This window comes from Achromobacter sp. MUI-25009338, assembly GCF_057359325.1.
Map to the genome: position 1 here is coordinate 5,415,472 of NZ_CM170627.1, position 12,813 is coordinate 5,428,284.

At 68.1% G+C, this 12,813-nt stretch carries 11 protein-coding genes; 1 reads left to right on the plus strand and 10 read right to left on the minus strand.

The genetic code is table 11. From position 1 onward, the window contains the following. Positions 1–313: 313 nt before the first annotated feature. Genes AC1IQ6_RS25590 through rsmB form a run of 6 tightly spaced genes read right to left on the minus strand, consistent with a single transcriptional unit; the run spans position 314 to position 8,149 of the window. Positions 314–1,783: a TrkH family potassium uptake protein gene (locus AC1IQ6_RS25590; protein ID WP_102775294.1), complete on the minus strand. Its 1,470-nt coding sequence runs from the start codon at positions 1,781–1,783 to the stop codon at positions 314–316. Between the two features lie 3 nt (positions 1,784–1,786). Beyond that, positions 1,787–3,166, minus strand: coding sequence for a Trk system potassium transporter TrkA (gene trkA / locus AC1IQ6_RS25595; protein WP_102775293.1), 1,380 nt, complete (start codon positions 3,164–3,166; stop codon positions 1,787–1,789). After that, on the minus strand, positions 3,163–3,858 hold the full coding sequence (locus AC1IQ6_RS25600; protein WP_102775292.1) for a response regulator: 696 nt from the start codon (positions 3,856–3,858) through the stop codon (positions 3,163–3,165). Before AC1IQ6_RS25600 ends, trkA begins: the two co-directional genes overlap by 4 nt. 11 nt (positions 3,859–3,869) lie before the next feature. Next, on the minus strand, positions 3,870–6,185 hold the full coding sequence (locus tag AC1IQ6_RS25605) for a sensor histidine kinase (protein WP_102775291.1): 2,316 nt from the start codon (positions 6,183–6,185) through the stop codon (positions 3,870–3,872). Further along, positions 6,182–6,772 carry a DUF4390 domain-containing protein gene (locus AC1IQ6_RS25610; RefSeq protein ID WP_102775290.1) on the minus strand — a complete coding sequence of 197 codons (591 nt, stop codon included), beginning with the start codon at positions 6,770–6,772 and terminating at the stop codon, positions 6,182–6,184. The genes AC1IQ6_RS25605 and AC1IQ6_RS25610 overlap by 4 nt, the downstream gene beginning before the upstream one ends. Positions 6,773–6,811: 39 nt before the next feature. Beyond that, positions 6,812–8,149 (minus strand): 16S rRNA (cytosine(967)-C(5))-methyltransferase RsmB, encoded by a 1,338-nt coding sequence (rsmB, locus tag AC1IQ6_RS25615; RefSeq protein ID WP_485865486.1) that lies wholly within the window; start codon positions 8,147–8,149, stop codon positions 6,812–6,814. A 93-nt stretch (positions 8,150–8,242) separates the two neighbouring features. Here rsmB and AC1IQ6_RS25620 point away from each other — a divergent pair, with 93 nt between their 5' ends. Beyond that, positions 8,243–8,875: a LysE family translocator gene (locus AC1IQ6_RS25620; protein WP_479730609.1), complete on the plus strand. Its 633-nt coding sequence runs from the start codon at positions 8,243–8,245 to the stop codon at positions 8,873–8,875. Between the two features lie 47 nt (positions 8,876–8,922). On the opposite strand, the gene AC1IQ6_RS25625 is transcribed toward AC1IQ6_RS25620, so the two are convergent. The 4 genes from AC1IQ6_RS25625 to AC1IQ6_RS25640 are packed head-to-tail and all read right to left on the minus strand — an operon-like array spanning position 8,923 to position 12,810. Beyond that, positions 8,923–9,732 (minus strand): SDR family NAD(P)-dependent oxidoreductase, encoded by an 810-nt coding sequence (locus AC1IQ6_RS25625; RefSeq protein WP_102775287.1) that lies wholly within the window; start codon positions 9,730–9,732, stop codon positions 8,923–8,925. A gap of 28 nt (positions 9,733–9,760) precedes the next feature. Continuing rightward, on the minus strand, positions 9,761–10,846 hold the full coding sequence (locus tag AC1IQ6_RS25630) for a CoA transferase (protein ID WP_102775286.1): 1,086 nt from the start codon (positions 10,844–10,846) through the stop codon (positions 9,761–9,763). Beyond that, the gene (locus AC1IQ6_RS25635) at positions 10,839–12,173 is read right to left on the minus strand and encodes a phenylacetate--CoA ligase family protein (RefSeq protein ID WP_102775285.1); all 1,335 of its coding nucleotides are present in this window, start codon (positions 12,171–12,173) and stop codon (positions 10,839–10,841) included. The genes AC1IQ6_RS25630 and AC1IQ6_RS25635 overlap by 8 nt, the downstream gene beginning before the upstream one ends. After that, on the minus strand, positions 12,127–12,810 hold the full coding sequence (locus AC1IQ6_RS25640; RefSeq protein ID WP_102775284.1) for a TetR/AcrR family transcriptional regulator: 684 nt from the start codon (positions 12,808–12,810) through the stop codon (positions 12,127–12,129). The genes AC1IQ6_RS25635 and AC1IQ6_RS25640 overlap by 47 nt, the downstream gene beginning before the upstream one ends. Positions 12,811–12,813 lie beyond the last annotated feature (3 nt).

Sequence of the window (12,813 nt, forward strand, 5' to 3'; positions counted from 1 at the left end):
TGAATGTTTGATGAGGGAGTGCGCCGTTCGACCTTGAAGCCCGGCAACTTCCCGGGGGGCACTAGACGGCAGCTTGTGCTTGCATGATAGCCGCTACTTTGTGGCAAAACGAAGGAAAATCGTGACATTTATGTGCAACATCAGGAAACCTTCGGTTTTTCCCTGCGAGAGAAAGTGAGCGAGCGCTTACCGCATAGAAATGGCGCGGGTTTCCGGCCTGCGGTGCTCGCCAGGCCAGTCTGGACGGGGCTTCGGAGGATGAGAGGGATAACCCTATATAGGGTTATCCCCAATAAATTTGAGGCCTGCCGGGCTACTTGCGCCAGAAGATCGGCGTGAACAGCACCAGCACGGTCAGCAGCTCGAGGCGGCCGATCAGCATGGCGAAGGTGCAGACCCAGATCTGGAAGTCGGACAGCACCGCGAAATTGCCCATGGGGCCGACCGGGCCCAGGCCGGGACCGGTGTTGTTGATGCTGGCGAACACGGCCGAGAACGCCGTGATCGGGTCCAGGCCCGACAGCAGCAGGAGGCTGGTGAACACGGCGATGGACAGGCCGTAGAACAGCATGAAGGCCAGCACCGAGGACATGGTGCGGGCTTCGACCGCCCTGCCGTTGATCCGCACCGGGCTGACCGCGTGCGGGTGCAGCATGGTCACCAGTTCGTTGCGGGCCTGCTTGACCAGCAGGATGGCGCGGATGATCTTGATGCCGCCCCCGGTGGACCCGGCCGAGGTGGCCACGCCCGACAGCAGCAGCATCGTCAGCGGCGCGAACAGCGGCCACTGCGCGAAATCGGTGTTGGCGTAGCCGGTCGTGGTGGCCATGGAGATGGTGTTGAACATCCCGTAGCGCAGCGCCTGCAGCGGATCGGCATAGACGCCTTTCCAGAAAATGAAGACGGAGATGACCAGCCCCGTCCCCAGCACCAGGACCAGGTACGGAATCGCCTGGGGGCAGATCACATAGGCCCGCAGGCTGCGCTGGCGCAAGGCGTTGAAATGGGTGGCGAAGTTGATGCCGGCGATCAGCATGAACACCATCGCCACCATTTCCACGGCCACCGAATCGAAATGGGCGAAGCCGTCGTCCCAGGTGGAGAAGCCGCCCAGCCCCATGGTCGTGGCCATGTGGCACCAGGCCTCGAACCACGACAGGCCAACCGCGCGGTAGGCCAGGAAGCACAGGATGGAGAAGGCGAAATACACGGCGTACAGCGCCTTGGCCGTGCTGGCGATACGCGGCGTCAGCCGTTCGTCCTTCATCGGCCCCGGCGTTTCGGCCCGCACCACCTGGTGGCCGCCCACGCCGAGCAGCGGCAGGATGGCCACGGCCAGCACCAGGATGCCCATGCCGCCCACCCAGATCAGGGTGGCGCGCCACAGGTTGATGGAGGCCGGCAGTGCATCCAGGTTGGACAGGACCGTGGCGCCGGTGGTGGTCAGGCCCGACATGGCCTCGAAATAGGCGCCGGTGAACGACAGCGGCAGCCCCGCGCCATGAAAGTAGAGCAGCAGCGGAATGGCCGCCAGCAGCGGCAGGCCGGCCCAGACCGCCGACACCAGCACGAAGCCGTCGCGCGCGCGCAGCTCGCAGCGGGCGCGGCGGGTCAGCACCGCCAGGCCGCCGCCGATGCCCACCGAGATCAGGAATCCGTCCAGGAAAGCGTCGCGCGCCGCGTCGCCGCCCACATAGGCCACGCCCAGCGGGATCAGCATGGTGAGCGCGAACATCACCATCGTCAGGCCCAGGATGTAGAGGGTCGCCAGGACGCGCTTCATGGATCAGAAGAACGACGCCGAGACTTGGAACAGCTTTTCGACGCGCGGCATCTGCCGGCGCGAGGGCACGAAGACGATGACGTGGTCGTCCGATTCGATTTCGGTATCCGCATCGGGCAGGATGATCTCGTCGCCGCGCACCAGCGCGCCGATGCTGGCGCCCTTGGGCAGGCTGATCTGACCCACCTTGCGCCCGACCACCTTGGAATTGGAGCGGTCGCCGTGGGCGATGGCTTCCAGCGCCTCGGCCACGCCCTGGCGCAGGCGGTGCACCGCGGCCACGTCGCCGCGGCGCACGTGGCGCAGCAGCTCGCTCATGGTGGCCTGGGACGGCGATACCGCGATGTCGATATGGCTGCCCTGCATCAGCTCGCCATAGGCCTGGCGGTTGATCAGCGCGATCACCTTGCGCGCGCCCAGGCGCTTGGCCAGCAGCGAGGACATGATGTTGTCCTCGTCGTCGCTGGTGAGCGCCAGCCAGGTGTCCATGTCCTCGATGCTTTCGCGTTCCAGCAGGGCCTCGTCGGTGCCGCTGCCGTGCAGGACCAGCACGCTGTCGGGCAGCTGCGTGGCCAGGTACTCGCAGCGCTTGAGGTCGCGCTCGATGATGCGCACGCTGTATTGCTCCTCGGCCAGCTCGCGCGCCAGGCGCAGGCCGATATTGCCGCCGCCGGCGATCATCACCCGGCGCACGTCGCGCTCGGCTTCGCGCAGCTGGCGCACCGCCCGGCGCGCGTCGCGCGAGTCCACCACCAGCACCACTTCGTCGCCCGGGGCGATGACGGTGCCGCTGCCGGCGCGCAGCGGCCGTCCGCCGCGCAGCACATCGATGACGCGGGCCTTCACGTCGGGCCAGACGTCGCGCAGCCGATCCACCGGCGAATGCGCCATCGGGCTGCCGTGCCCGACCCGCACCGTCACGACGCTGACGCGGCCTTCGGCGAATTCCACCACCTGCAGGGCTTCGGGGAACTCGATCAGGCTGTGCAGGTAGGTGGTGACGCTGCGCTCGGGACTGATGAGCGCGTCGATACAGAAGCCCTCTTCGCTCATGAGCTCGGGATGCTCGGCGAACTCCACCGAGCGGATCCGGGCGATGCGGCGGGGGATGTTGAACAGCTGGCGCGCGATCTTGCAGGCCACCATATTGGCCGTGTCGGAGGCCGCACAGGCGATCAGCAGGTCGGTGTCGGCGGCGCCGGCGGCTTCCAGCACCGACACCTGCGAGCCGTCGCCATGGACCACGCGCAGGTCGAAGTGTTCTTGCAGGTACTGAAGCTGGGCGGGATCGGAATCGACGACCGTGATGTCGTTCTCTTCGGACACCAGGTTCTCGGCCACGCTGGTTCCCACGCGGCCAGCGCCCATGATCAGGATCTTCATGTGCTCCGCTTGCGGGCGGACTCGATGCCCAATTGCTTGAGCTTGCGGTAGAGGTGGGTGCGCTCCAGGCCGGTGCGCTCCGACACCCGGGTCATGCTGTGGCTTTCGCGGACCAGGTGGTATTCGAAGTAGATGCGCTCGAATTCGTCGCGCGCCTCGCGCAGCGGCTGGTCCAGCGAGATGCTGCCCAGCTGGCCGTTGGAGGTGGCCGGGATCTCGTTGGCCGGCGCGGCGGCGGCCAGGGCGGGGGGATCGAGTTCGTCTTCGAGCGCCACGGCGGGGCTGGCGGCCGCCGGATGCGCGGCCACGGGCGCCGGATGCGGCGCGCGTCCGCGCGCCAGGCCGGCGGCCACGGTTTTCAGCAGGCGCTGCAGCGTGATGGGTTTTTCGAGGAAATCCATGGCGCCGATGCGCGTGGCCTCGACCGCCGTGTCGATGGTGGCATGGCCGCTCATCATGATGACGGGCATGTCCAGCAGGCCTTGCGAGCCCCATTCCTTGAGCAGGCTGACGCCGTCGGTGTCGGGCATCCAGATGTCCAGCAGCACCAGGTCGGGACGCATGCGCAGCCTTGCCGCGCGCGCCTGCGCGGCGTTCTCAGCCAGCTCGACCGTGTGTCCTTCGTCGTAAAGGATCTCCGACAAAAGCTCGCGAATACCGACTTCGTCGTCAACCACCAGAATTCTGGCCATAAAGCATCCACCTATTGCGTAGCCGCATTATCCTTTTCTTGCGCGGTCGCGTCCATAGTATCGGCCTCGGAAGCCAGCCGGGTCAACAATATGGAGATCCGCGCGCCCCCGTCCTTGCGGTTGGCAAGGTCGATGCGCCCGCCGTGTTCTTCCACGATCTTGCGCACGATGGCCAATCCTAACCCAGTCCCGTGGGACTTGGTGGTGACGTACGGCTCGAACGCGCGCTGCATCACCTGGGGCGGGAAGCCCGGCCCGGTGTCGGCCACGGTGAACCGGAGCGCCTTCTGGTCGGCCCGATCGGGCTGTTCGCTGCGCATGAGTTGCGTGGTGACGCTGACCCGCCCCTGCCCGCCCTGCTCGGCGATGGCGTCGCGGGCGTTGGACAGCAGGTTGTGGATCACCTGGCGCAGCTGGGTCGGATCGCCCTCGATGGCCGGCAGGTCGGCCCCCAGCGTCACGTCCAGGTTCAGCGCCTTTTCGCCATGCCGCGGCGAGCCGCCGTCGGGCTCCCAGCCGTACAGCGACAGCACATCGGCCACCAGCGCGTTGAAATCGATCCGCTGCATCACGGCCGGCGGCGTGCGGGCGTATTCGCGGAAGTCGTCCACCATCTGCTTGAGCGAGGCCACCTGGTTGACGATGGTGTTGGTGGAGCGCTCGACGATCTGGGCCTCGGCCGGGGGCAGCTTGCCTTCGAGTTTCATGGCCAGGCGCTCGGCCGACAGCTGGATCGGGGTCAGCGGGTTCTTGATCTCGTGCGCCAGCCGCCGCGCCACCTCGCCCCAGGCCACCGTGCGGTTGGCCGATATCACTTCGGTGATGTCGTCGAACACCACCAGGTAGCCGTTGCCGCGCCCGTCCACCTTCAGGTGGGTGCCGCGCGCCAGCAGGGTCAGGGGCTGCGGCGCGGCCGACGCGCCGCCCTGCACCGGGCTGATCTCGAACTGCTGCTGCCAGTGCTGGCGCTCGGAGCCCACCGCCGCATGCGCGGAAAACGCCTGGCGCACGATATTGGCGAATTCCAGCATGCCGTCGGCCGTCTCCAGCGGGCGGCCGATGACCGAGCGCAGGTCGGCGCCCAGGATGGTCTGGGCGCCCTGGTTGACGGTGGTGACCCGGAACGATTCGTCGAACACCAGCACCCCGGAGGACAGGTTCGACAGCACGCTTTCCAGGTAGACGTTGGAGCGTTCGAGCTGCTGGCGGTTGCTCTCGACCATGCGGCGCGCCTCGTCGAGCTGGCGCGTCATGGCGTTGAAGGAACGGGTCAGCTGGCCCACTTCGTCGCGCTCCGGCGGCTCGGGCAGCGGACGGTAGTCGCCCACCCCCACCGCCTGCGTGCCGCCGGCCAGGCTGAGCAGCGGGCGCACCAACCGCTTGGACAGCGACAGCGCCACCGCGATGGCGCCAAACGCCGCCAGCAGCAGCGCCAGGGTCAGCGTGATGCCGTACAGCTTGCGCAGGCCCAGCCGCGACAGCGCCAGTTCCTGGTAGTCGCGAAAGCCCTGCTGCACCTGGTTGGCGTTGTGCGCGATCTGCTCCGGCACGGGCTGCAGCAGCTGCAGCCAGCGCGGTTCGGAAGCCGTGCCCAGCAGGTTGTCGTAGCGGTCCGGGCCGGTCAGCGGGATCACCACGCGCAGGTGCAGCCCGCCTTCGGCGCCGGGCGTCATGGGATCGTCGGCCTCGGCCGCGGAGTAGCCGCGCGCCAGCCGCAGCTGGTTCATGACGGTGGACGGCGGCATGGCCGGCAGCAGCTGGCCGTACTGGCTGGTGGAAAACGCCACCATGCGCCCGCTGCCGGTGAACACCATCGCTTCCTGCACGCCGTTGGCCTCGCGCAGCCGGGTCAGGGTCAGCGCCACCGCGCTGTCGCTGCTGCGGTTGAGCTCCATCGCCATGGAGCGGGCGCGCGCATCCAGGTCGGCCAGCAGCGAATCCAGCGCCGCCCGGCCCAGGTTCAGGCCGGCTTCCAGCGCGGTGTCCACGCGCACGTTGAACCAGGATTCGATGGAGCGCGACATGAACTGCACCGACACGGTGTAGATCAGGGCGCCGGGCACCACGCCGATCAGGGCGAACGCCAGGGCGAAGCGCGCCGTCAGCCGCGCGCCGAACTGGCGCCGGCGGATCTGCCGGGCCAGCCGCACGGTCAGCGCCACCACCCAGACGAAGAGCGCCAGCGCGAAAATCCCGTTCAGCACCAGCAGCGTGTCGTAATAGCGCGCGAAGCGCGAGGCATTGCCGGTAGACCAGGCCAGCAACCCCAGCAGGGCCAGGCCGCTCACCGCGCCGATCATCAGGGCCAGCCGAAGCAACAGCCTCATGAGGGGTTTTTCTCCTTGTCGCTCAGCACGAACGAGAAGTCGGTCCAGGGCGTGGTCTGCACCCAGGAGCTGCTATTTAGTGCATTGACCTGGAACGGCCGCGGCAGCATGGAGGTGTCCAGGCGCAGCCGCAGCTGGCCGCCGTAGAGCACGTCGGCGTCGAACTCGGCGGCGTCGGCCACAGGCCAGTTGCGCACGTGCCGGACCACGCTCATGGCCTCGTCCAGCGAGGCCACCGGGAACGACAGTTCGCCCACGCCGGCGCGCCACTGCCGGGTCAGCGCGTTATACACGATGCGCCAGGTCCGGGAGGTGTCCACCAGGGACTTGTCGAACCACCACCAGCGCTCGCGCGTGATGGTGAGATCGGCCGTGAAATACAGCGGCACGCCGCGCTGGGCGGCGTCGCGCAACTGGTCGTTCAGTCCGAATTCGATGTCCGCGTCGATCTCGAGCTTGCCGTCGCGCACCATCGGGCGCACCTGTGTGACCTTGGGTTCGGCCCCATGGGCCGCTCCGCCCGGCACGAGCGAAAGCAAGGCAGATGCCAGCAACAACCCAAGAAATACGCGCGAGATAATGGACATACGACACCGAGACTACGTCATGCCCCTATTCTTGGCGATTCAGGACTGCTTGGCAAACAAGGCATAGAAAAAACCGTCGCGCTGCGCCGCGGGTGTTGCATCGAGCGCAACTGGCAGCAGCTGGCCGGGCGCATCGAGCCGGATCGCCTCGGGATGGCGCTGCGCGAACTCCAGCGCCTGGCGCACGCCCTCCAGCGGGAACACCGAACACGTTACATAGAGCAACCGGCCGCCGGGCGCCACGGTGCGCCACAGGGCGTCCAGGATCCTGGCCTGCAGCGCGGCCGTGCGGCGCACGTCGTTCTCGCGCCGCAGCCAGCGGATGTCGGGATGGCGGCGCGCGATGCCAGAGGCCGTGCACGGCACGTCCGCCAGCACCGCCTCGAACGGCTCGCCGTCCCACCAGCTGTCCAGGTCGGCGGCGTCGGCCGCCTTCAGCCGCACGTGGCCGCCGGTCAGGCCGAGACGGTCCAGGTTCTGCTGCACGCGGGCCAGTCGCCCGGCGTCGGCGTCCAGCGCCAGAAGGTCGATGTCGGCCAGCTCCAGCAGGTGCGCGGTCTTGCCGCCCGGCGCCGAGCAGGCGTCCAGCACCCGCATGCCGTCGGCCGGCGCCAGCAGTTCGGCCGCCAGCTGCGCGCCGGCGTCCTGCACCGACCACCAGCCCTCGGCGAATCCGGGCAGCTGGGCCACGGGCCGCGGCGTGGACAGCGCCAGGCCGGACTGGCCCACCGGCTCGGCCTGCAGGCCCGCCGCCTCGAAGGCGGCCAGCACCTGCTCGCGGCTGGCCCGGCGGCGGTTCACGCGCAGGGTGAGAGGCGCCGGCACGTTGGCGCTGGCCAGGATCTCCTGCCATTGCTGCGGATAGGCCACGCGCAGCTGCTTCACCCACCAGCCCGGATGGTTCCATTCGGCCTCGGGGCTGTCGGCCACCGCGGCCTGGAGCGCGGCGCGTTCGCGCAGGAAGCGGCGCAGGCAGGCGTTGAGCATGCCCTTGTACGAGGCCAGCGCGCGCTTGCGCGCGGCGGCGGTCACCGCCTGGTCCACCACCGTATGGGGCGCGTAGACCGGCATGCCCGGCAAGGCCGCGGCCGCCTCGCCCTCTTCCTTTAGCAGGGTCAGGGACACCAGCAGCAGCGATTCGAACAGCACGCTGGGATAGCGCTGCACCAGTTCGCGCCCCACGGCGTCGGCCCAGCCCAGATAACGCATCGCATGGAACGACACCGCCTGCACGGCCGGGCGCAGCGACGATTCCACATCGGCCAGCGCGTCCGTCAGCGAGCGGCCGTCCAGCACGCTCTCGACCACCTCCGCGCTGGAAAGCAGGACGGCGGAAAGCGGGGGGGCCAGATTGGGGGAGTCGGGACGCGTGGACATAATGCAGATTCAGAAGACAAGACCGCTATGGTAGCCGGACCTGGACGGATCGCCGCCGCGGCGGCAAACTGTTTCCAGTTCCGGAGCCCCGCCATGACCCTAGCCACCCTGCTGCTCTTCATCGTGGCCTCGGCCGCCATCATCGTCACCCCCGGCCCCACCGTGCTGCTCGCCATGAGCAACGGCTCGCGCCACGGCGTGCGCGCGGCCTGCTGGGGCATGGGCGGCGCGGTGCTGGCCGATCTGGTCCTGATCGGGACCGTGGCCTCGGGCCTGGGCGTGGTGCTGGCCGCCTCCGAGGTCGCGTTCCAGTTCATCAAATGGGCGGGCGCGGCCTACCTGGCCTGGCTGGGCTGGAAAATGCTGCGCACCGACGCCGCCCCCATCATGCCGTCCGCCCAGCCCGACGCCGCCCACCCCGGCGGCCTGGCCCTGGGCTTGCGCAGCTTCGCGGTGGCCCTGACCAACCCCAAGGCGCTGCTCTTCATGTCCGCCTTCCTGCCGCAATTCATCAACCCCGCCGCGCCCCTGTTCGCCCAATACGCCATCCTGGCCGGCGTCATGGCGCTCATGAACATCGCAGTGATGCTGGCCTACGCCGTCCTCGGCGCGCAGATGGTGCGCGCCCTGCGCGGCACCGGCCTGCGCTGGCTGAATCGCATCTGCGGCGGGCTGCTGATCGGGCTGGCGGGGACGCTGGCGCTGTATCGGCGCAGCGGTCCCTGAGGCCCCTCCGGATCAAAATTAGGGGACAGATAAATCGCTTCCCCCGGCTATGCGGCCAGCATGTGCAAGCCGCTGCCCAGATGGGCGGCTCCGTCGATCTGCAATAGCTGGCCGGTCATCAGGTGGCCGGCCGGCGTGGCGAGAAAGGCAACCAGTTCGGCGACATCTTCGACGGGAGTGGCACGGCCCATCGGCGTGGCGGCGATCAGGCGGTCCAGCATGACCTGCGCGGCCTCGCCCGCCAGCCCTTCCGTGATCACCGCTCCCGGGCCGATGCAGTTCAGCGCGATATCGTCGGCGGCCCATTCCAGGGCCAGGGTGCGCGTCAGGCCCAGCACGCCGGCGCGCGCGGCGATCGAATGGGCGATACCCATGGAGCCGCGCTCCACGCCCGACAATGAAATATTGACGACCGCTCCCTTGCGCTTTCTGAGATACGGGTAGGCCGCCTTGGTGACGACGAAGACCGAGTTCAGGTTGGTGTCGATCACCGCATCCCAGCCCTTGCGGCTGATCTGCGTGGCCGGAGCGAAAAACTGGCCGCCGGCGTTGTTGACCAGCAGATCGATGCCCTGCCGCTCCCCCACCTCGGCGATCAGCGCCTCGATGGCCGCGGTGTCGCGGATGTTGGCGGTGGCGTAGCCGAAGCTGCCGGGCAGGCGCTCAGCCATCGCCGCCGTTTCGGCCAGCGGCTCTTCGCGCCGCCCGACGCCAAACACGTCCATGCCCAGTTCCAGCAAACGCAGGGCGATGCCGCGGCCGATGCCGGAGCCCGCGCCGGTCACCAGCGCGCTGCGGCCTGTCAACACCCCCGGCCGCATGACCTGGGTCGAATCCGTACAAGTGGAAGTATTCATCGTGCTCACCTGAAAGCAGGGGTTCAATTCAAGAGAGGGGCCGCAGCGCGCCGCCGATGGCAGGCGTGGGGCTGCGGGGGATGCGTTGGCCGTCGAACAGGGCGGGGAAAGCCGGCACGTGCTCGCCGCTGGCGAGCACGTGCGATACCGCACCCGGCCGCATTGCGCGGATGAGCGCCAGCGCTTCGGCGGGCGGCCGGACGTTGCCGGCCGGAATCTGCAGCTCGCGCATCTGCCTGAGCACCGCTTCGCGGGTCTGCGGCAGGGTCCAGGCCTCCACCTGAGCATCGAAATGCGCCGCCCGGCGTATGCGTTCCTTGATGGGGGCATCGTCGGCGCCGACCAGCGGGCGCAGACGCGCCCAATAACTGTCGAGTCCGCCCAGGATGTAGACGTGGCCGTCGGCGCAGCGGTAAATGCTGGACGGCGCGGAGGCGCGGTCGCGGTTGCCCATGGGCGGGTCCAGCGTCTCGCCTTCGCTCAGCGCCAGCGCCGCCGGCCCCAGCAGCATCGCCGAGGCCACCTCCATCATGGAAAGGTCTATCAGCCGTCCGCGGCCTTCCAGCACCGCCATCGCGCAAGCCAGTCCCGCGTACATGCCGCTGAACATATCCACCGGCCAGCCGGTGGACAGGCGCGGCGAACCGTCCTCGTCGCCGTTGAGCAGCGCGAACCCCGACTCGCACTGCGCAATGGTGTCCATGCAGATGCGGTCGTCGTGCTGGCCGTAGCCGGAGATGAGCACGACGGTCAGGCCCGGATGCCGGGCGCGCAGCGCCTCGCCCTGGAGACCGAGACGGGCCAGCGAGCCCGGAGCGAGATTGCAGATGAACGCATCGGCATGCGCCAGCAGCGCTTCCAGGGCCTGGCGCCCTTCGGGCGAGGCCAGGTCCAGCACCTCGCTGCGCTTTCCGGTGTTGAAGCTGCGCGCATAGAAGCTGCCGAAATCGTTGCCCGGCAAAGTCCGCACGCCATCGCCACGCGGCGACTCGATCTTCAGCACGTCGGCGCCGAAGTCGGCGAGATACTGAGCCGCAGTGGGGCCGGCGATGAATTGCGAGAGCTCGACGATGCGCTTGCCAGCCAGCGGCCTGGGGGTCGCGGGCTCAGACATGGAGCACCCGCTTCGCCTTGTGGATCGTGCGCGGCAGCGTGCCGTTCTCGACCACTTCGACGTGGAAGCGCACCTTCAGGCGGTCGCGCAACAGCCGCGCCAGCTGCTCGCTCAAATCGGCGCCCGCGCCGGGTTCGCGTTCGACCCGCAGCTTCACGCCGGTGAGGAACCCGGTTTTTGGGTCTTTCACGCTGTCATCGATGATGATGACGTACTCGTTGCTGACGCCGGCGAAGCTGCGCACCACGTCTTCGATGGCGGACGGAAAGAGGTTCACGCCGCGCACGATCAGCATGTCGTCGGCGCGGCCCAGCACGCCTCCCGGCAGGCGGGCGTGGGTGCGCCCGTCCGGCGCGGGGCGGCTGTCGCGCACCACGATGTCGCCGGTCCACCAGCGCACCAGCGGACATGCCTGTTTGTCGAGGTGGGTGAGCACCAGCACGCCGCGTTCGCCGTCGGCCACCGGCTCGTGCGTGTCCGGGTGCAGGACCTCGACGTAGATGAAATCTTCGGCCAGCGTGGGACCGAGCTGCGCCGCGGTATCCCAGCCGATGGGCTGGCATTCCAGCGCGCCGTAGCAATCGAACATCTTTGCGCCCCAGAGGCGTTCGATGCGTTCCCGCGTGCCGGCGACGCTAGCGCCGGGCTCGCCGCCGACGCAGACCATGCGCACCCGCGCTTCGCGCAGGTCGCGGCCCATGGATTGGGCCGTTTCGGCCATATGGGCCATGAAAGACGGCGTGCCGATGACGCAGTCCGTGCCATATTCGAAGATGGTTTCCACCTGGCGCTGCGTGTCTCCCGATGAAGCCGGGATCACGAGCGCGCCGACCCGTTGCGCGGCCAGCGTCGCCCCCAGGCCGCCCACGAACCAGGCGTAATTGAACATGCATTGGAAGACATCGCCGCGCCGCAGGCCCTGGCCATAGAGATATCTTGCGTAGAGTTCGGCCCAGCGGTCCACGTCATGCTGGGTCCAGAGCACGGGCGCGGGCTGGGCCGTGGTTCCCGAGGAAAAGTGCACCCGGACGGCCTCGCCGGGCCGGACGGCGGCCAGCGTGCCGAATGGCGGATCGGCGCGCAGGCCGTCGAGATAGTCGCGTTTGTGGGTGAAAGGCAGGCGCCTCAGGTCCGCCAGGGTCTTGAGGTCTTCGGGCACGAAGCCCATGTCCGCGAAGACCTTTCTGTAATGCGCGCTGCTGTCGGCCACGCGCCGCAATTGCCTGCGCAGGGCATCGAGCTGGAAACTTTCGATGCGGTCCCGCGACCAGGTTTCGACCTCATCCCAAATGGTATTGGAATAAGGGGGTTGCTCTTGCTGCTTCATCGTTGGAGTCCTTGAGTAGACCCCGCAGCGCATAGGCCGCGAGGGTGTGCGCGATATCGTCGATCGCCTCTTCGCTCTGCAGGCGCCGCTGGCTGTACCACACCGTGGCCCAGTTCAGCGCGCCGAAGAAAGGTTTACTCAACAGCCTGGCGGGAAGATCCACGAACGAACCGGCGCGGATGCCGTCGTCGATCACCTCGACGAACATCTGCTCGTAGTCATCGCGCATCTTCACCACGGACCGCAGCCGCTTGGCCGCCGCGGACGCTTCGAGCAGATGGCGCTCCAGCCCCTGGACCGCGACCTTCTGCATCGGAAGTTCCTTGAGCAGGATCTGGGTATGGCGCAGCGCCATGGCCGACAGCCGTTCGACCGCATCGCCGCCGCTGCGGGCGATGGGCTCGATCTGGTCGGTCAGGCGCGTCATCGCCGCCACCTGCACGTCAAAAAACAGGTCGGCCTTGCTCCGGTAATGGTGATAGATGCGGCCCTTGGTGGCGCCCAGGCGCTGGGCGACCGCATCGATGGAGGTGGCGGCGTAGCCGAACTCCATGAAGAGTTCGGCGGCCGCCTGCAGAATTTCCTCTCGCGACTCGCCGCCGCTCATCTCTGCCGGGTTCTGTTGTGCACTCACCATTAC

Excerpts from the sequence above, each read along its gene's own strand:
- AC1IQ6_RS25630 (WP_102775286.1), bottom strand. The coding sequence starts at position 10,846 with ATGTCTGAGCCCGCGACCCCCAGGCCGCTGGCTGGCAAGCGCATCGTC.
- AC1IQ6_RS25635 (WP_102775285.1), bottom strand. The coding sequence starts at position 12,173 with ATGAAGCAGCAAGAGCAACCCCCTTATTCCAATACCATTTGGGATGAG.
- AC1IQ6_RS25620 (WP_479730609.1), top strand. The coding sequence starts at position 8,243 with ATGACCCTAGCCACCCTGCTGCTCTTCATCGTGGCCTCGGCCGCCATC.
- trkA (WP_102775293.1), bottom strand. The coding sequence starts at position 3,166 with ATGAAGATCCTGATCATGGGCGCTGGCCGCGTGGGAACCAGCGTGGCC.
- AC1IQ6_RS25625 (WP_102775287.1), bottom strand. The coding sequence starts at position 9,732 with ATGAATACTTCCACTTGTACGGATTCGACCCAGGTCATGCGGCCGGGG.
- AC1IQ6_RS25590 (WP_102775294.1), bottom strand. The coding sequence starts at position 1,783 with ATGAAGCGCGTCCTGGCGACCCTCTACATCCTGGGCCTGACGATGGTG.
- AC1IQ6_RS25600 (WP_102775292.1), bottom strand. The coding sequence starts at position 3,858 with ATGGCCAGAATTCTGGTGGTTGACGACGAAGTCGGTATTCGCGAGCTT.
- AC1IQ6_RS25605 (WP_102775291.1), bottom strand. The coding sequence starts at position 6,185 with ATGAGGCTGTTGCTTCGGCTGGCCCTGATGATCGGCGCGGTGAGCGGC.
- AC1IQ6_RS25640 (WP_102775284.1), bottom strand. The coding sequence starts at position 12,810 with ATGGTGAGTGCACAACAGAACCCGGCAGAGATGAGCGGCGGCGAGTCG.
- AC1IQ6_RS25610 (WP_102775290.1), bottom strand. The coding sequence starts at position 6,772 with ATGTCCATTATCTCGCGCGTATTTCTTGGGTTGTTGCTGGCATCTGCC.
- rsmB (WP_485865486.1), bottom strand. The coding sequence starts at position 8,149 with ATGTCCACGCGTCCCGACTCCCCCAATCTGGCCCCCCCGCTTTCCGCC.